This window comes from Haloferax sp. DFSO52 (assembly GCF_048158745.1).
In the GTDB taxonomy this organism is placed as follows: domain Archaea; phylum Halobacteriota; class Halobacteria; order Halobacteriales; family Haloferacaceae; genus Haloferax.
Map to the genome: position 1 here is coordinate 1,234,193 of NZ_JBLOPB010000002.1, position 17,739 is coordinate 1,251,931.

The window sequence follows — 17,739 nt, forward strand, 5'->3', positions numbered from 1 at the left end:
CGGCCCACATCAGTCGTCGTCGCGGAATCGTTCGGGGTGCCGGGCGTGCTCAGCAGCACGTCGAAGGACGCCGGTCAGCGTCGCTGCCTCGCGTTCAGTCGGATGGGCGCGGCCGATGAGACGGCGCATCATCTGCGATGTCTTGTTCCGTTTGTGTTCGCGGTAGTCGATGGCGTCGAGTAAGTCGTCGAAGAAGCGGTAGACGACGTCGATCTCTTCTTCGGAGGCACGTTCACGTTCCACGTCGGGGAGTTGTGTCTCCTCCACGGTGAACCGGCGGAGTTCGTACATGAGAATCGTCGCCGCCTGCCCGAGATTGAGCACGGGATACCGGTCATCGGCAGGGATACAACAGACTTCGTCCAGCATCGCTATCTCTTCGTTGTCGAGGCCGGTGCCTTCACGACCGAAGACGAGTGCCGTCTTGGTCTGTACCGTCTCCAGCGAGTCGGCGAGTTCGGCGGGCGTCTTGAACGGGTAGCGGACGTGTCGCGTCGAGTCTTCGTGCGAGACGGCAGTGGTTCCGACGGTGTAGAACTCTTCGACGACTTCTTCGAGCGTCGTCTCTGTCGCGTTCGGGAGGACGTCTTCGCGGGCGTGGCCGGCGAATCCGTACGCCTCGCCGTCGGGGTCGAGCGGTGGCGGGTTGACGAGCCGGAGGTCGTAGATGCCGAAGTTCTTCATCGCCCGGGCGATGGTGCCGACGTTTCCCGGCGTCTCGGGTTCGACGACGACGACGACGAATTCGTGGTCAGCGTCGTGTGTGTCGCTCATTTCGTCGGGTAGTCCGTGTCTAAATCGAGGCCGTCGAGGTCGTCGTCGTCGATGAGGTCAGAGTCGTCGTCATCGGCGTCGGGGCCGTAATCACGCAGGTTGATGCGCTCGCCTTCGAATCCCTCGACGAGTCGGGCTTGAATCTCGGCGGCGTCCGGTGGCGACGGCAGGTGGTCGGGGTCGGTATCGACGTACTCCAGTCCGCCGTACCCCTCGGGGGCGCGACCGCCGTCTGCGAACCACTCGTGGAAGGCGTCGGCAAACACGTCGTCTCCGACGAAGTCGCGGCCGCCCTCCTCACGGAACCAGTAGAGGAAGTCGGGTTCGTGGTGGTCGCACAGGAGGACTTCGTCGCCGGGTTCGCCGTAGACGATTCGTGCCTGCCGGCACTGTTGAATCTCCTCGTCGCCGAAGACGAGATAACACCCATCGCACGGTTCTTCGACGAGTGTGACGAGACGAACGAGACGCCTGCGCGCGTCTTCGGGGATCTCGTCGAGCGGTTTGAACTCCCCGTCGTCGGTGAATATCTCGGACTCCTCGAATCGCCATCCTCGGAGTCCCACGCTGACCTTCGCCATACCCCGGGGTAGCCAAGCGGCAGATAAAAATGGCGTGATGCGTCCTTACGAACCGAGACACGTCCGAACGACGGTGATGTCGCCGCATCTCCGACCGACCGTCCGGTCTTCCGCGACCGGTCTGCATATGTCCGTGTGGTCCAACCGACGAGTATGCGAACCGTCGATGCGGCAGGACTCAAAATCGGCGACGACCACCCGCCCCGAATCATGGGCGTGTTGAACGTCTCCAAGGAGTCACCGTACAAACCGAGCGTGTTCAACGACCCGAGCGAGGCCGCCGAATACGTCGACCGGGCCCTCATCGACGAGGGTGCCGACATCGTCGATATCGGCCTCGAATCGGCAAACAAACGGCTCGACGTTCTCTCGGCCGAAGACGAACTCGAACGCCTCGACACCGCGCTGGCGGTCCTCGACCACATCTCTGGCGACGCCGTCTTCTCTATCGAAACGCGGTATCACGAAGTCGCAGACGCGGCCCTCGAAAACGGGTTCGACATGGTCAACGACATCTGCGGGTTTGCCGACCCGGAGATGCCGAGGGTGTGTGAAGCACACGACGCCGCAGTCGCCAAGATGGCGAGTCCGCCGGACCTCACGCGACCCGGTGCTATCGAAGAAGTAGACGACATCTACGACGCCCTCGAACTGAACGGGTTCACCGACAAGACCATCGTCGACCCGGCGTTCGGCGGGTGGTCCGAAGGCAAGACGCTCGAACACGACCGAGAGACGTTCGACCGGCTGCGCGAGTTCCGCGGCTACGGCTATCCGATGTTGGTCTCTCTCAATCGGAAGAACTTCCTCCGCGACGTCGCCGGGCGTTCGACGGAAGACGCACTCCCCGTCAGTCTCGCGGCCACGTCGATGGCCGTCGAACGCGGTGCACACGTCATCCGAACGCACGACGTTCGAGAGACACGAGATGCTGCCCTCATCGGTCACGAGTTCAAACGCCGTCGCGTCCGCGAACCGGGTGACGTGTCCGTCGAGGAACTCGACGTGACGACGCCGGGTGAGGCGGCGCGACATCTCGACCGAATCGGTGCACCGACCGACGTTGCGGACGAGTTCGTGACGCGTGTCTTCGAACTCGAAGGGCTCGCAGCGGCCGAGCGAGACAACCTTGCGACCGGCGCAGCAGACATCGGTGCCATCTTCGTCGGACGAGAGTCTGGCGGCCTCCTCGTTGGAACTCCTGCAGCACTGCGTCGACTTCCAGGTGTCATCGGAGACTCATCAGATGCCCTCGAAAACGCGTTAGCCACCATCGAACGCGCAGTTCGCTGAGGGAAAACCGGGTAACTGAACGTCCATAGACGAGTGCCCGAGTCATTGTTTTACATTGACACGAAATGGTCACATCGTGTGACGTTCGGCATACATTGACCGTTCGACTAAGAGAAAACTTATACCATCCGACTCTAAAACGGTCCTGTGGACGCCGGAAGGGCACGCGGGTAGGGGTACACGAGTGCCATTCCGGCCCATACAGTTACACTCCAGAGCCACAGCACTGTCAGTATCAACGATGCGATTTACAGAGTGGGACCCCGTTTACACACAGATTCTCGACAGTTTCGGGTTCGACAGGGCGGCCGACGAGGAGGCCCGCGACGTGCTGGCTTCACTCGTCTCGCCGTTCGACAGGTCCCGCCTCGCGTGGGAGGGCACGACGGTCGGGCTCTGCGGTGCGGCACCGACACTGGACGACGAACTCACCCGCCTCGACGACGTCGATATCGTCGTCGCTGCCTCGACTGCCGCCGATACCGTCCGTGACGCGGGCTACAGCGTCGACATGATGGTGACGGACCTCGACAAGAATCCAGAGACTGCAGTGGAGTTGAGCAAATCGGGCGTTCCCGTTGCCGCCGCCGCACACGGAGACAACATCCCCGAGATTCGCGAGTGGATTCCACGACTCGACGAGAACCACGTCCTCGGGACCACACAGGCCGAACCTCGCGGGCCAGTGGTGAACTGGGGTGGGTTCACCGACGGTGACCGGGCCGCATTCATCGCCGACGAACTCGGTGCCGAACGACTCGTCTTCGCAGGGTGGGACTTCGACGACCCCACAGTCGACGAGATGAAAGCACAGAAACTGGCGTGGGCCGAGCGACTGCTAAGGTGGCTCGAACGTCGCCGTGACGAGGAGTTCGCTGTGCTCGACGGGAGACGAGACGATATCGAGCCGCTTCCGTAGCGTCTCACCGTTCGTACCATCTCACCCGTTTACCGGTGTCTCGCGTGTCGTCTCAGTCAGTTTGAGAAATACAACTACGTCACCGGGTACTGTGTGGGGGAGTCCCCGCCTCGGTGTCGGTACTGGTGACGTTGGGTGTCGTTTCGTCTACGACTGCGTCGAAGAGTTCGGCATCGCACGCCACACAGGTAACCGTCACGTGCCGTTTGTTCGCTGTATCCGAGTCGCTCGTTCGTTCCGTATCCACCTCGACAGCACCCTCACAGGTCGGACAGCGGCGGAGGCTCAGCCGAAGCGCACCGAGCACTCGGTTTCGGTCTGCGGTCGACAGTTTCCACCACGCCGGATAGTGGCGTCGGAACGTCATCACAGCCGTCACGTCGGCGACGAAGGCGGCCCGTGACATCCACCGACCGATATTCGCCCCGTCTAGGAGGGCGAACAGTCCATCTTCATCCCAATCCATCTCGACACGAGCATGTTCGACGCCGAGCAGGTCGGCGAGAGCGTTTTGGTCGTATTCACGTCCGTCCATCTCGGCCATGTGTTGACGCCAATCGCGTGCAAATCCGTTCGAGAGTCGCAGCGAGTCAGACGCCTCTTCGGTAAAGACGCCCGCCTCGTGGAGGTTCGAGACGAGGTCCACCTGCCCATCGAGTGCGAGTGGCGTCGGCGAACTCGCAGGGGGGAGTTTTGGAACCCCAGCCTTCCGGAGTTCGACAACCGTGAATCCAAAGACGATGGCTGGCGGAAGCACACCAAACACCAACCCATACGGAGTCCACACGAGCCATCCGAGTGTTCCACAGACAATTGTCAAAAATAGTAGAGGAAGGGCGATGGGACTCCCGAGCAATGGCTTGTGCATTTCGAGGCTAAGGGAGAGATGACGCCCAAGCATACACCATAGAAGGGTTTCATACCGTATAGGTATGGACAGGGTACATCAGATAGTATGAATGTAAACGTGTGGACTTATCTGAATTCAGTCGATAATATCACATTACCACAGATGGTCATCGTGACATGCCATGAAGTGCCATACCTGGCCGAATTCGCGTCATTGTAAACCGATCTCCCATCTCGAGAACCCCCGAGTAGGAAGCCATTTGTTGTGATAACCTGGGTAAATCATTGCCTGCCGCTACATTAACGGTTATTCCGTCCTGAGGCGCGGCTATGCACCTGTACTGGCACCGGCGTGATTTGCGCACCGCCGACAATCGGGGGTTAGTAACGGCCGCCGCCGAGGACGATGTCGTCCCATGTTTCGTGTTCGACACCGAGGTCCTCACTCACGCCGGTTCGCCTCGGGTTCGGTATCTACTCGACGCACTCGCCGAACTCCGGGCGTCGTATCGTGCTGCAGGAAGTGACCTCCTCGTCGGTCGTGGAGACCCACGGACGCTCGTCCCTGCGATTGCAACGACACTCGACGTAGACCGAGTCGTCTGGAACGAAGACTACACTGGACTGGCCCGCACACGTGACGCAGCTGTGCGACTCGCACTCGACGATGCAGGTGTCGGCCGTGAGTCAGTTCACGACGCGATATTTCACCAACCGGGTTCGATTACCACGAACGCAGGGGAACCTTACTCGGTGTACACCTACTTCTGGAAGAAGTGGCGCGACCGCGAGAAACCCGACCCGTTTCCGACCCCTGACGGCGACCGCTTTGCCGACGTGGAAACGCTCGAATCAGTTGCGCAGTCGGTACCGAACGTCGCTGTCGGTGACCTTCCGACGATCGAAGACCTCGGGTTCGACGAACCAGCAGGCGACGTGATTTCTGCTGGGACAGACGCTGCACGGCGCCGACTCACGGACTTCTGTGAGGATGCCATCTATCGCTACGAAGCAGACCGCGACTACCCGTCTCGGGATGGCACGTCGAAACTCTCTACCGACCTCAAATTCGGAACGATAGGCATTCGTGAAGTGTACGCTGCAACAGTTGCTGCGCGTGAAACAGTAGGCGGCAAGCGGGACGAGTCCGTCGAAGAGTTCCAGTCACAACTCGCGTGGCGCGAGTTCTACACGCACGTCGTCAGGTTCAATCCGAACGTCGTCTCGGAGAACTACAAGGAGTTCGCACACGAGATCGAGTGGCGCGACGACACGGACGAGTTGGCAGCGTGGAAATCGGGGAGCACTGGCTATCCAATCGTCGATGCCGGAATGCGACAACTGAAAGCGGAGGCGTACATGCACAACCGCGTTCGGATGATCGTCGCCTCGTTCCTCACCAAAGACCTGTTGTGCGATTGGCGACACGGCTACGCACACTTTCGGGAATACCTCTCGGACCACGACACGGCGAACGACACCGGCGGGTGGCAGTGGGCCGCCTCGACGGGGACGGACGCCCAACCGTACTTCCGTATCTTCAATCCGATGACGCAGGGCGAACGCTACGACCCGGACGCCGTGTATATCAAACAGTACGTACCGGAGCTGGAAGGCGTCTCACCGGATGCGATCCACGATTGGCACGAACTGAGCGATGCAGAACGAACCCGTGTCGCCCCTGACTATCCAGCACCACTCGTCGACCACTCTGAACGCCGAGAGATGGCGTTGGCGATGTTCGAAGCGGCCAGAGGCGACGACTGACGACGCTGGGTTCTGGTCGCAGCATCGTCGTGGCGAAACGCTATCGTCTCACCCCACGAGGTGCTATCCATGCACGTCGCTATTCTCCTGTACGGCGGGTTCGACGAACTCGACGCTGTCGCCCCGTTCGAGGTGTTCCAGAACGCAGGCGCGTTCGGTGTCGACTGTACCGCCGAGTTCGTCACGCTCGATGACCGAGATATCGTGACTGCGAGTCACGGCATGCGCGTCGGTGTCGATTCCGTTCTCGACCCGACAACCGACCGGCCTGACCTCCTCGTCGTCCCGGGTGGCGGGTGGAACTCACGGGCCGAACAGAGCGCGTGGGCAGAAGCGAACAAAGGTGACGTCCCCGAGGCAATCGCGGCGCTTCACGAGGCAGGAACCACCGTCGCAGGCGTCTGCACGGGTGGGATGCTTCTCTCGCGAGCAGGTATCCTCAGCGGACGGCCTGCAATCACACACGCGAGCGCTCTGGACGACTTACGTGAGACGGACGCCGAAATCGTCGCCGCCCGCGTCGTCGACGACGGCGACGTGCTCACCGCCGGTGGAGTAACGTCCGGCCTCGACTTGTCGTTACACATCGTCGAACGTGAGTTCGGTGAGCGCGTCGCCAGTCGGGTCGCCAGCGAAATCGAGTACGAACGGCGCGAGACACCGTTCGAAGGCTGACAGGATGTCGTACCGGCGAGACCGCGACCCCGAAAAAACACCCGACAGCGGCGGCTAACTCCGTGGTCTATGCTACCATACCTCTCCTCAAGTTTTAACAGGATTCCGCCCGACCCTCAATACGGAGGATATTACACTATGAGCTACGAACTCGACCCGCTTCCGTACGACTACGACGCACTCGAACCTCACATCTCCGAACAGGTCCTGACCTGGCATCACGACACGCACCATCAGGGCTATGTAAACGGATGGAACGCAGCTGACGAGACGCTCGAAGCGAACCGCGAGTCAGGCGACTTCGGCTCGTCCGCCGGTGCACTCCGCAGCGTCACTCACAACGGCTCCGGTCACATCCTGCACGACCTCTTCTGGCAGAACATGTCGTCGGCTGGCGGTGACGAACCCTCGGGTGCACTCGCAGACCGCATCGCGGAGGACTTCGGTTCCTACGAAGCCTGGAAGGGCGAATTCGAAGCTGCAGCCGGTGCCGCCGGTGGCTGGGCACTTCTCGTCTACGACTCGTTCTCGAACCAGCTTCGCAACGTCGTCGTCGACAAGCACGACCAGGGCGCACTCTGGGGCAGCCACCCCATCCTCGCACTGGACGTCTGGGAACACTCCTACTACCACGACTACGGCCCGGCCCGCGGCGACTTCGTCAGCGCGTTCTTCGAGGTTGTCGACTGGGAAGAACCGTCGGCCCGCTACGAGCAGGCCGTCGAACTCTTCGAGTAGACCCGCACATCCTGACAATTCTTTTGGAGACGCCGACCCCAGAGTCGCGACTGTAGCGGCTGACCGACCAGCCGCAGCACAGAGCAGAGAGGAGACGAAGAGGGGCGGAAATGGAGAGAAGAGAAGTAAGGAGACGAAGAGAGGCGGAAGAGAGGAATAGAAACAGAAGAGCGGACGTTCTCTCAGTCGGAGAGGTCCGCGGTCGCCGTGAGCGTCGAGAAGTCGATGTCTTCAGCCATCGCCTGCAACTGGTCGTTCAGTACGGAGAAGTCGCGGCCAGCCGACCCACGGTCGAACCCGGCGAACATACCCACGGGTCGCTCACCGACGAACGTTCGGAACTGCTCGAACGTGTCGAATCCGCGGACAGTATAGCCATAGTCAGCGTAGTACAGCGCCTCGTACGTGTCTCTCGTGATGTAGCCAAATCGTTCGTTGTCGATGAACTTCGCGACATCGACGGAGTCGATTGCGTCGGCGACGTCCTCTCGGATGTACAGATGTTCGTATCCATGTCGGTCGAATACCCACAGGTCTCGAAGTGAGTCTTCGCCGAACTCACGGACAGCCTCGACGATTCGTGAGGAGGCATCACTCATCGCTCACGTGTCCCACTCGCCATTGATAAGTATTGGCATGCGGTCCGATTCGTTCTGCCGAATTTGACGGACTGAGTCGGGTCCGTCACACTTTCACTCCGCGTCTGTCGGTCGTCGGGGTTTTGCCGGTCGGCAGAGAAACCTCTGTATGCCCAAACCAAAAGACGAGTTCGACACCCTCTACGGGTATCTGCTGTACGACCCGCAGGACATTCTCGACGACGAGTACATGTACACTGTCCCCGAGATTGCGCGGATGTTACAGGGTCTCGACCCGACGACAGAACTCAGCGAGGACACCGAAGACCGCCTCGTACAGTGGACGATTCCGTGGATTATCCAGCACGAAGAGAAGTTCGTCATCAACGACCCGCGTGGCGACGACCCGGGATATTTCGGACTCCACCCCGATTTCGTCGCCGACGAAGACGAAGAGTAGACGAGTCTTCGGACGCGTCGCGGGTAGGGTAGACAGCGACAACTGCTGTCTCCGTCGATTTGGCGCATCGACCCGCCTGAGGTGAATCAGCCCACATGAGGTGTATCGACCGTCCTGAGGTGAATCAGCCCACATGACGCGCATCGACCGTCCTGAGGTGAATCAGCCCACCTGACGCCCGTGTCGTTGTTCTCAGGAACCGAGACCTGCACTAACACATATTTGTCAGCACATTGTATACTCTGGCTGACTATGTCTCAGTTCGACTCGACAGTCGCGGTAGTGACAGGTGCAGGCTCAGGAATCGGTCAGGCGACGGCGATGGCGTTCGCGGCGGAGGGCGCGAGCGTCGTCGTCGCCGACATCGACGCCGAAGGCGGCGCAGAGACCGTCTCAGCTATCGAAGCTGCCGGTGGCGCTGCCACGTTCGTCGAGGCCGACGTGACGGACGACGATTCGGTCGCGAACATGGTCGAGACGGCCGTCTCCGAGTACGGTCGGCTCGACTTCGCCTGCAACAACGCCGGAATCGGCGGCGCACAGAAACCCACGGCAGACCTCTCGTTCGACGAGTGGGAACAGGTTATCGACGTGAACCTCAACGGTGTCTGGCGGTCGATAAAATACGAGATTCCCGCGATGCTGGAGAGTGACGGTGGCGTCGTCGTCAACATGGCTTCCATCCTCGGGAAGGTTGGATTCGAAAACGCCAGCGCCTACGTGGCATCCAAACACGGCGTGGTGGGGTTGACGAAGACCGCCGCACAGGAGTACGCACAGCAGGGAATTCGCGTCAACGCAGTTTGCCCCGGCTTCATCGACACGCCGCTTCTCGCGGCGGGTGGGCTCGACGATCCCGAGGCTCGCAAAGGGATCGAGGCACTCCACCCGATGAACAGGCTCGGAAGCGTCGACGAAATCGCTTCGGCGGTCGTCTGGCTCTGTTCCGACGGTGCGTCGTTCACGACGGGCGAGACGCTCACCGTCGACGGCGGGTACACGAGTCGGTGACCCACACGAGCAAGTGCCCGCTTAGCGATTGACGCCGGCCGCCTGCGCCGCGAGTTCGAGGTCATCCTGTGGTCGCGTGACGATACTCGGCCCGTGACCGGTGTGTATCTCGGTCACCTCGTCGCCCGTGGCCTGGCGGAGACGGTCAATGCTCTCGATGAGCACCTCGCGGTCTCCCTCCGGAAGGTCGGTGCGACCGAATCCACCGTTGGCGAAGACCAAATCCCCGGCGAAACAGACGCCCGACCCGCGTGAGAAGAAACAGAGGTGGTCGTCTTTGTGTCCGGGGGTGTGAATCGCTTCGTACACGTCGTCACCGATTTGGATGCGCTCGCCGTCTTCGAGTCGGTTATCGACGGCGAGGTTACCGGCGTCATAGCCCCACGTCTCCACGTCGAAGGCGTCGCGGAGGGCGTCCACGTTTCCGATGTGGTCTGGGTGCGTGTGTGTGAGATAGACGGCGTCGAGGTGGTCTGTCACCTCGCGAATCTTCGGCACGATGTCGAAGTTGGCTCCGGCGTCCACGAGGGCGGTAGTGTCGCCTTCTACGAGGAACACGTTGCACGTGAAGGCGCGAATTCCCTGCGCGAGGTTGTGAATCATGCAGAACGCTACGGTGAGCGGGGTCTTTCCTGTTGTGGGGCGATAGCTTACACGCTAACCTGTTCCCGTGATTTCTTATACGATGCAACAACCACATCTACAGCAACGACAGTTCGCCTTCGGGCACCCCCTCACCACCCATGCGCCAATACCTCGACCTCGTCACCGACGTTCTCGGCACCGGCACGCACAAACCGAATCGAACGGGAGTAGACACCGTCTCCGGCTTTTCGAAACACTACGAAGTCGACCTGCAGGAGGGCTTTCCACTTCTCACGACGAAAGACCTCTCGGGATTCCGCTGGAACTCGCTCATCCACGAACTCATGTGGTATCTCTCCGGCGAAGAACACATCAAGAACCTGCGTGAGGAGACGGGTATCTGGAACGCCTGGGCCGACGAGGAAGGTCACCTCGATACGGCCTACGGGCGGTTCTGGCGGCGTTACCCCGTCCCAGAAGACGGCCTCCCGGGCGAGGCGTGGCCCGACGACGACCAGCGCTGGATGAACGACGAAGGCACGTTCGACCAACTCCAGTACGTCCTCGACACGCTGGAAGAGAACCCCAACTCCCGGCGCATGGTCATCAACGCGTGGCACCCGGCCAACGCCGCCGTCTCGACGCTTCCGCCGTGTCACTACACGTTCGTCTTCAACGTCCAGGGTGACGAACTCAACCTCCACCTGACCCAGCGTTCGGGCGATATCGCGCTCGGGATTCCGTTCAACCTCGCGGCGTACGCCATCCTCGCACAGGTTGTCGCCCAGCAGACTGGCTTCGAACTCGGGAAGTTCGCCCACACCATCGTCGATGCGCACGTCTACTGCGGAACCGGCGACAGAGGCGCGTGGTACGGCGAGAACCTCGACGAACTCCAGTCTCGACTCGCAGCAGTCGAATCTCGCGAAGAGTACCTCGACGTGCGCGACTGGTTGCTCGACGCCGCGCCCGAAGAGGCCGAAGGAGAGGAAGACTACGACCACGTCCCCGGACTGCTCATGCAGGCCGCCCGCGAACCCCGTGAGCGACCGACCCTCGACGTTGCCGACGTTCCCCTCTCGGACCTCACGTTCGACGACATCGTCCTCCGCGACTACGACCCTGCCGAAGGAATTCGATTCGCGGTGGCCGAATGAGCGGCCAAGACGGCGACCAGACGGCGACGACTGGCGAGGAGTCTATCCAGTTCGTCCTCGTCGCCGCCGTTGCAGACAACGGCGTCATCGGCCGCGAGGGCGACATGCCGTGGCATCTGCCAGAGGACCTCCAGCACTTCAAGGAGACGACGATGGGCCACCCCGTCGTCATGGGTCGAAAGACCTACGAGAGCATCGCTCGGCACCTCGACGGCCCGCTTCCGGGCCGGCAGAGCGTCGTCCTCACGAGTCGTGACCTCGACGTGCCAGACGGTGCACAGACCGCCGCATCGATAGCCGAGGCAGTCGACGCGAGCGTGGCTCTCGCGAACGAGATGGGCGTCGAGACAGTGTACGTCGTCGGCGGTGCGACGGTGTACGAACAGTTCCTCGACCGGGCGTCGGGGATGGTTCTCACTGAACTCGACGAGGCGCACGAGGGAGACACGCGATTTCCCGCGTGGAACCGAGACGAGTGGGTCGAAACCGACCGCGACACCCGAGACGGATTCTCGTTCGTCGAATACGAACGCCGAGAGGCGCAGTCGTGAGCGACACACAGGAGACGCGCTGGGAGTACAAAATCGTCCGAACCACCGACGGTGGCCTCTTCAGCGGCGACACCGCACCGATGGAAGGTGCACTCGACTCGCTCGGTAGTGAGGGCTGGGAACTCGTCGATACCATCTCCGACTCCCGCGGCGCAGGCGCGGGAAGCGGGCAAACGGCGCTCGTGTTCAAGCGGCCGAAACAGTGAGTCGAAGCGCGGGGAATTCAGCCTTCTATCGTCCGAAATAGCGGGTTCGAGCCGTCGTTTTCTATCGTCACCATCTCTTCGCCGTCGACGGTCACCGTGAACGACTCGTAGTCGCTCGGAATCGAGACGACGGCGTCCATCGTCGTTCGCGGCGTGCAGTCGTCTGACGAGGGTTTCTCGTCTTCGGGAGTCGTGGTCAGTCGGTATACGTAGACGCCGGATTCGGGAGTATCGACGGTTCCGTCGATTCGAACACCCGTCGTCTCGTGCGTGAACGTTCGGTTGAACGCGAACGTCGTCTGGTCGCCTGCGGGCACCCGAACAATCCACGACGAGGGAGCAGTCTCGTCGGGGGCGAGACACCCGGCCGCAGCGGCTATCGACGACGTTGGAGAGGTTGTCGTCTCGGTGGGTGTGACGAAGGCGACGCCGGCACCACCGAGGACGACACCGACGAGGAAGACAGCGACGAGTGCCGCTGTCGAGTAGGAAGGCATACGTAATCTGACGATTCGGAAGAAAATAATAACAGAGTGAGATACGATATCGCGAGTCTAGCCGAGACTGCCCTCCATCTCGAGTTCGACCAGTCGGTTGAGTTCGACGGCGTACTCGATTGGGAGTTCTTTCGTGATGGGTTCGATGAACCCGGAGACGATCAGCTGCTTCGCTTCTTCGTCGTCGAGGCCGCGTGACTGGAGGTAGAAGATGTCTTCGTCGCCGATTCTCCCGACGGTTGCCTCGTGGGCAACGTCGACTTTGTTCTCGTGGATTTCGATGTGCGGCATCGTGTCCGAGGTGGAGTCGTTGTCGAACATCAGCGCGTCACACTCGACAGAACACGACGAGTCCGTCGACCCGTGTGCGATGCGGACCAGTCCACGGTAGTTGGTTCGGCCACCACCTCGCGAGATAGACTTCGAGACGATCGTGGACTTCGTCTCAGGGGCGTTGTGGTAAACTTTCGCGCCGGTGTCGATGTTCTGTCCCGCGCTGGCGAAGGCGATGGTGATGTGGTTGTCCGACGCACCGCGTCCGTTGAGAATCGTCGCGGGGTAGAGCATCGTGACTTTCGAGCCCATCGACCCCGAAATCCACTCCATTCGGCCGTGTGCACCGACGATTGCGCGCTTGGTGTTGAGGTTGTACGTGTTCTTCGACCAGTTCTGGACGGTCGAATACTGCACGTGTGCGCCCTCTTTGACGAACACTTCGACACACCCGGAGTGGAGGTTGAACGCCGAGTACTTGGGTGCGGAACAGCCCTCGATGTAGTGAACTTCGGAGTTCTTCTCCGCGATGATGAGCGTGTGTTCGAACTGGCCCATCCCGGCGGAGTTCATGCGGAAGTACGCCTGCACAGGCATGTCGACGGTGACGCCCTCGGGGACGTAGACGAACGACCCGCCGGACCAGATGGCACCGTGGAGTGCAGCGAACTTGTTGTCGCTCGGCGGCACACACTTCGTCATGAAGTACTCCTCGACCAGGTCGGGGTGTTCGCGGACGGCTTTGTCCATATCCATGAAGATGACGCCCTCGTTTTCCCACTCCTCGCGCATGTTCTGGTAGACGATTTCAGACTCGTACTGGGCACCGACGCCGGAGAGCGCGTTCTTCTCGGCTTCTGGAATCCCGAGTTTGTCGAACGTGTCTTTGATATCCTCGGGCAGGTCGTTCCAGTCGCGAACGCCACCCCGCACTTCCACGTCGGGCCGGATGTACGGGACGATGATGTCGACGTCTACTTCTGAGAGGTCGGGTTGCCCCGGCCACCCAGTCGGCATCGGCATCGCCTTGAACATCCGCAGGGCGCGGAGGCGGCGCTCCAGCATCCACTCCGGTTCACCCTTATCCGCAGAGATGACTCGGACGGTCTCTTCGTTGAGCCCTTTTTCGGCCACGAACGCGGCCTTCTGTTCCTTCTTGAAGTCGAACCGGGTTTGAACGTCCGCCTCCTCGAAGTGCTGCTCCTCTCGGGAACTCATAACGTCTAGAGAGGGGTTCCCAGTGGATATGAGGGTGCCCCTCAACAGCTACCTCGCCAGACAATCGTGCGACGATGAGTAGCACGACGACCAGAATGTTTCTGAGTTGGTTAGTGGCTGTTTCGACACCGGCGCGTCGGTTCACAGTTGATGACAACGATTTAATCACTATCCGGCTCACAATATAGTCAGCGAACAATCACAATCTCCATCTCCGCACTTACACACAAACATACAATTAATAACAATTAATCTACACATACTCACTTACCAACCTGTTGTATCCTGATTATGCGATAGTAGGTAGCTGTGGTAGGGGGGTGTAGAGAGTACAAATCGCTAGTGGAGACACTATCAAAATCGAGACAATTCAAGATGGGAGAACCAAAACGGAATCCAGACGAGACAGGAGAGACAGACGAAAAATCAACACGCGGATACGTTCCAATCACACGACGGAACGTGATGAAGTCCGTCGGAGCAGTCGGTGTCCTCGGCGGGTATGCTGGGACGGCGGGGGCGTCGGTACAGGAGTGTAGTTGTGAGGAACTTGGCGGTGGGTCGAGTGCGTGCTTTACCACCTCCGACGACGACCCGTGTGAGTACTGTAAAATTGACGACAGCGTACTCGGGGTCGGTCAGACGTGTACCGTCCCGGGGACGAGTATCACCGTCACGCGCGTAGACTCAAGCTGTATCAGTTGGACTGATTCTGCTGGAGAAGTCGAAGATATCGCACTCAAGGCAGGCTCAGGGGATGGGCAATGTACGTATCTATCCGCTGCTGTCGATGGGAAACTTTGTACGCAAGATGGCAAGGACATCAGCCACATCACGGTCAAACACAGCTGTGATGGCGGCAACGGTGGTCCCACACCGACCGGTGAAACCCTGAACTGCACGCTCGCAGAGGTGGATGTTACGGGCCTCGACCCGAACGAAGAGGTCACGCTCACGGTCAGTTTCCACGACTGCTCAGATTACTCGGAGTCGTTCACTGCTGACGGTGCTGGAGCGGTTACCGCCAGTATCGACCTGACCAGCGTGGGCAGATGTTACTGCACGCCCACGTCGATGACGTTGACAGGAACGTCGAGTGGAACCATCGTCGACGGCTACACCTCGGACCTCCCGACGGGGTTCTGTGAACCCACGGTCGAAGCCAGCGGCACCTGCAGCACGGTCACCGCGAAAGTCACCGACGGTTTCATCACTGGATGTCCAATCAAGGCGACGTTGTCCTTCGTCGAAGACGACTGCGGCACGAAGGAACACACCTTCAACAGCGCCGGAAGCTACGACTTCGACGTTCCGTGCTACTGCACGCCGAAAGAAGTCGTCTTCACGTACGACGGTGGGTCCCAGACAGTCGACGTAGCGCCGTCCGATGGCCCGTGTGGTGTCACGCTGACCAGGGTTGCCGCCGACTGCAAGACGGTCAGAGTCACGGGCACTGGCGTCCCCGGATGCCCGGTCACAGTCAAAGTCGCTGCTGACTGTGATATCACACCGAAAACAGTCAATGCGAACGACAGCGGTACCTGGTCTGTGACGTTCGACGTCCCGTGCTACTGCACGCCAACCGGCGTCAGGGTGTACAAGGGAAGCAGAGCCACCGGCACACCCGTCGCTTCCCAGCGTGTCACCGTCTCCAACTGTGGCATCACTGCGAACAGACCAGTTGTCGACTGCCAGACGGTCAAAATCTCTGGCACCGGCGTCCCCGGATGCCCGGTCACAGTCGCAGCCACGTTCGATGCCTGCAAGTTGACATCGACGACCGTCAGAACGAACGACAGCGGTGCGTGGTCTGCCACGCTCACGGTCCCGTGCTACTGCACGCCAGAGAAGATCCTCGTGTACGAGGGAGACAGAGTCACCGACTCACCGGCGGCGTACTCCTTCGACGCACCCGGTGACCTCGACTGCAAACCGGACTTCGATGCGACGTTCTACTGCGACGCAGTGGACGTGAAGGCAACCGGACTCCGTGCCGATTGCCGCCCAGTCACGGCGACAGTGACGACGAAAGCTGACCCCGAAGGAACGGGCATCAGTCCGACGTGCAACGGCACGTACACCGTCGAGTTAACCGCTGCGAGCCCGGCGAAGACGATCGACCTCTCTGGGCTGCCATGTGGCTGTGAACCCGAGAAGGTCGTCTTCAGCTTCGGCGACAGATTCCTCGGCGAACTCACTGCTGGTGACCTCAACTGCATCTGTGACACCTACAGAGACGTCTGCAAGTTCGAGTGGTACGACGACGACCAGAACGAGATTCTGTTCAACAAGTGGCTCAGCTGCAACGGCGGACAGGTCAAGTTCACCAACCCGACCTACAAGGACGGAAACGAACTCGTCTGCTTCGACTTCGAATCGACCTTCCCGGTCACCGAAGTGTTCGTGAAGGGTGGCGGTGGCAAGGACGCCGGTAACACCTACACGTGGCCGTGTGGAACGACCGACTCCAACACTGCGCCGTCGAAGTCGGTGGGACCGAATGGCTCGATAACGTGGACTGGAAGCCTCTGTTCGAACCTGCACCCGAATAACGGCAAGCAGACTGCGGTCAGTCACGTGACCTTCCGCGTCTGTGACGAAGACCTCGACACCCGCCCCACGAACGGCTAGTCGAGTGAACCACCGCGAGAACACGAGATAGTGTCTCTCGCACGCAACTTTATCGGTTTCAACGACGAACTAGAGACGAACTCGTACAATTAGATAACATGACACGTTTAGCAATCGTAGACCGGTTCCGCCAACCCGAATACACCGGCGAGAACCGATGTATGCCCTGCACAATCGTCAACGTGGCAATCGCTGCCGTCGTGAGCATCGCGCTCGGATTCGTGTGGGCACCCCTCGTCGTCGCCTCGTTCGCCCTCTTCGCGGCGGTCATCTACACCCGCGGCTATCTCGTTCCGGGGACGCCGACGCTCACCAAGACGTACCTCCCCGACAGCGTGCTCCGCTGGTTCGACAAGGAACCCGAACCCGCTTTCGCCGTGAATCTCGACAACAGCACGGAGTTCGATATCGAATCGGTGTTACAGAACACCGGCGCGCTCGAACCGTGCGAAGATCTCGAAGACCTGTGTCTGACCGCAGACTTCGAGTCCGACTGGATGCGCGAAATCGAGCGGACCGACGAGTCGTTGATGTACAAGCGACTGGCCGCGATAGTCGGCGTCGACGAGTCAGCCCTCTGGCTGGAGGAAATCGGCGAGTGGTACACGGCCACCGTCGATAGCACGCAGCTCGGCCGCTGGGAATCGCAGGCGGCACTGGTTGCCGACCTCGCCGCCGACGCGGTGCTCGCGACCCGCGTCACAGATTGGACCGACCTCAGCGTCGACCAGCGAAGTGCGCTCTCGCGAGGCCTTCGTATCTACCTCGAAACCTGTCCGAACTGCGGCGGGACTGTCTCGTTCGCCCAGGAGACACGAGAGTCGTGCTGTCGGTCGTGGGACGTGCTCGTCACGCGATGTGAGGACTGCGACACGCAACTGTTCCAGGTCGAATCCGCGATGCTCGAAGAAGACGTCGCCTGAGGCTCGGGTGCTGGACTTCGCAGCCCAGGTACTGGACTCTGCAGTTTCGGAGT

The 17,739-nt window shown here is 60.5% G+C and carries 19 protein-coding genes; 12 read left to right on the plus strand and 7 right to left on the minus strand.

What is annotated here, in order from left to right; genetic code table 11:
• Nucleotides 1–9: 9 nt before the first annotated feature.
• Nucleotides 10–774, minus strand: coding sequence for an RNA methyltransferase (locus ACK3SC_RS15920; protein ID WP_416841177.1), 765 nt, complete (start codon nt 772–774; stop codon nt 10–12).
• Complete coding sequence (locus ACK3SC_RS15925) at nt 771–1,355, minus strand: hypothetical protein (RefSeq protein ID WP_416841178.1); 585 nt, start codon at nt 1,353–1,355, stop codon at nt 771–773. The genes ACK3SC_RS15920 and ACK3SC_RS15925 overlap by 4 nt, the downstream gene beginning before the upstream one ends.
• A gap of 153 nt (nt 1,356–1,508) precedes the next feature.
• On the opposite strand from ACK3SC_RS15925, the gene ACK3SC_RS15930 reads away from it, so the two are divergent.
• Together ACK3SC_RS15930 and ACK3SC_RS15935 are read left to right on the plus strand one after the other, a co-directional pair.
• Nucleotides 1,509–2,648: a dihydropteroate synthase gene (locus ACK3SC_RS15930; protein ID WP_416841179.1), complete on the plus strand. Its 1,140-nt coding sequence runs from the start codon at nt 1,509–1,511 to the stop codon at nt 2,646–2,648.
• 241 nt (nt 2,649–2,889) lie between these two features.
• Nucleotides 2,890–3,567, plus strand: coding sequence for a 6-hydroxymethylpterin diphosphokinase MptE-like protein (locus ACK3SC_RS15935; RefSeq protein ID WP_416841180.1), 678 nt, complete (start codon nt 2,890–2,892; stop codon nt 3,565–3,567).
• Between the two features lie 79 nt (nt 3,568–3,646).
• Here ACK3SC_RS15935 and ACK3SC_RS15940 read toward each other — a convergent pair whose 3' ends face one another.
• Entirely contained in the window at nt 3,647–4,435 is a 789-nt protein-coding gene (locus ACK3SC_RS15940) for a hypothetical protein (protein ID WP_416841245.1), read from the minus strand.
• Between the two features lie 311 nt (nt 4,436–4,746).
• Between ACK3SC_RS15940 and ACK3SC_RS15945 the strand changes: the two genes are divergently transcribed.
• The 3 genes from ACK3SC_RS15945 (at nt 4,747) to sod (ending at nt 7,596) form a co-directional block, all read left to right on the plus strand.
• On the plus strand, nt 4,747–6,183 hold the full coding sequence (locus ACK3SC_RS15945; RefSeq protein WP_416841181.1) for a cryptochrome/photolyase family protein: 1,437 nt from the start codon (nt 4,747–4,749) through the stop codon (nt 6,181–6,183).
• A 69-nt stretch (nt 6,184–6,252) separates the two neighbouring features.
• Nucleotides 6,253–6,858: a DJ-1/PfpI family protein gene (locus ACK3SC_RS15950; RefSeq protein ID WP_416841182.1), complete on the plus strand. Its 606-nt coding sequence runs from the start codon at nt 6,253–6,255 to the stop codon at nt 6,856–6,858.
• A 138-nt stretch (nt 6,859–6,996) separates the two neighbouring features.
• On the plus strand, nt 6,997–7,596 hold the full coding sequence (gene sod, locus ACK3SC_RS15955) for a superoxide dismutase (RefSeq protein WP_416841183.1): 600 nt from the start codon (nt 6,997–6,999) through the stop codon (nt 7,594–7,596).
• Nucleotides 7,597–7,778: 182 nt separating this feature from the next.
• Here the strand turns inward: sod and ACK3SC_RS15960 are convergent, their stop codons facing one another.
• Nucleotides 7,779–8,195, minus strand: a complete 417-nt coding sequence (locus ACK3SC_RS15960) for a hypothetical protein (RefSeq protein WP_416841184.1) — start codon at nt 8,193–8,195, stop codon at nt 7,779–7,781.
• Between the two features lie 148 nt (nt 8,196–8,343).
• Here ACK3SC_RS15960 and ACK3SC_RS15965 point away from each other — a divergent pair, with 148 nt between their 5' ends.
• Complete coding sequence (locus ACK3SC_RS15965; RefSeq protein WP_416841185.1) at nt 8,344–8,634, plus strand: DUF5827 family protein; 291 nt, start codon at nt 8,344–8,346, stop codon at nt 8,632–8,634.
• Nucleotides 8,635–8,886: 252 nt separating this feature from the next.
• On the plus strand, nt 8,887–9,645 hold the full coding sequence (locus tag ACK3SC_RS15970; RefSeq protein ID WP_416841186.1) for an SDR family oxidoreductase: 759 nt from the start codon (nt 8,887–8,889) through the stop codon (nt 9,643–9,645).
• Nucleotides 9,646–9,666: 21 nt separating this feature from the next.
• Here the strand turns inward: ACK3SC_RS15970 and ACK3SC_RS15975 are convergent, their stop codons facing one another.
• Nucleotides 9,667–10,248: an MBL fold metallo-hydrolase gene (locus tag ACK3SC_RS15975; protein ID WP_416841187.1), complete on the minus strand. Its 582-nt coding sequence runs from the start codon at nt 10,246–10,248 to the stop codon at nt 9,667–9,669.
• 140 nt (nt 10,249–10,388) lie between these two features.
• Here ACK3SC_RS15975 and thyA point away from each other — a divergent pair, with 140 nt between their 5' ends.
• From thyA to ACK3SC_RS15990, 3 genes are read left to right on the plus strand one after another with little or no spacing between them, the layout of a single operon-like run.
• Nucleotides 10,389–11,387: a thymidylate synthase gene (thyA, locus tag ACK3SC_RS15980; RefSeq protein WP_416841188.1), complete on the plus strand. Its 999-nt coding sequence runs from the start codon at nt 10,389–10,391 to the stop codon at nt 11,385–11,387.
• On the plus strand, nt 11,384–11,938 hold the full coding sequence (locus ACK3SC_RS15985) for a dihydrofolate reductase (protein WP_416841189.1): 555 nt from the start codon (nt 11,384–11,386) through the stop codon (nt 11,936–11,938). The genes thyA and ACK3SC_RS15985 overlap by 4 nt, the downstream gene beginning before the upstream one ends.
• A complete protein-coding gene (locus ACK3SC_RS15990) occupies nt 11,935–12,144 on the plus strand; it encodes a DUF4177 domain-containing protein (RefSeq protein WP_416841190.1) in 210 nt (69 codons plus the stop codon). Before ACK3SC_RS15985 ends, ACK3SC_RS15990 begins: the two co-directional genes overlap by 4 nt.
• 17 nt (nt 12,145–12,161) lie before the next feature.
• On the opposite strand, the gene ACK3SC_RS15995 is transcribed toward ACK3SC_RS15990, so the two are convergent.
• Both ACK3SC_RS15995 and sufB read right to left on the minus strand, forming a co-directional pair.
• A complete protein-coding gene (locus ACK3SC_RS15995) occupies nt 12,162–12,641 on the minus strand; it encodes a hypothetical protein (RefSeq protein WP_416841191.1) in 480 nt (159 codons plus the stop codon).
• Between the two features lie 57 nt (nt 12,642–12,698).
• A complete protein-coding gene (gene sufB, locus ACK3SC_RS16000; protein ID WP_416841192.1) occupies nt 12,699–14,132 on the minus strand; it encodes a Fe-S cluster assembly protein SufB in 1,434 nt (477 codons plus the stop codon).
• A 375-nt stretch (nt 14,133–14,507) separates the two neighbouring features.
• Here sufB and ACK3SC_RS16005 point away from each other — a divergent pair, with 375 nt between their 5' ends.
• Complete coding sequence (locus ACK3SC_RS16005; RefSeq protein ID WP_416841193.1) at nt 14,508–16,763, plus strand: hypothetical protein; 2,256 nt, start codon at nt 14,508–14,510, stop codon at nt 16,761–16,763.
• Nucleotides 16,764–16,924: 161 nt separating this feature from the next.
• The gene (locus tag ACK3SC_RS16010; RefSeq protein WP_416841194.1) at nt 16,925–17,686 is read left to right on the plus strand and encodes a hypothetical protein; all 762 of its coding nucleotides are present in this window, start codon (nt 16,925–16,927) and stop codon (nt 17,684–17,686) included.
• Nucleotides 17,687–17,739 lie beyond the last annotated feature (53 nt).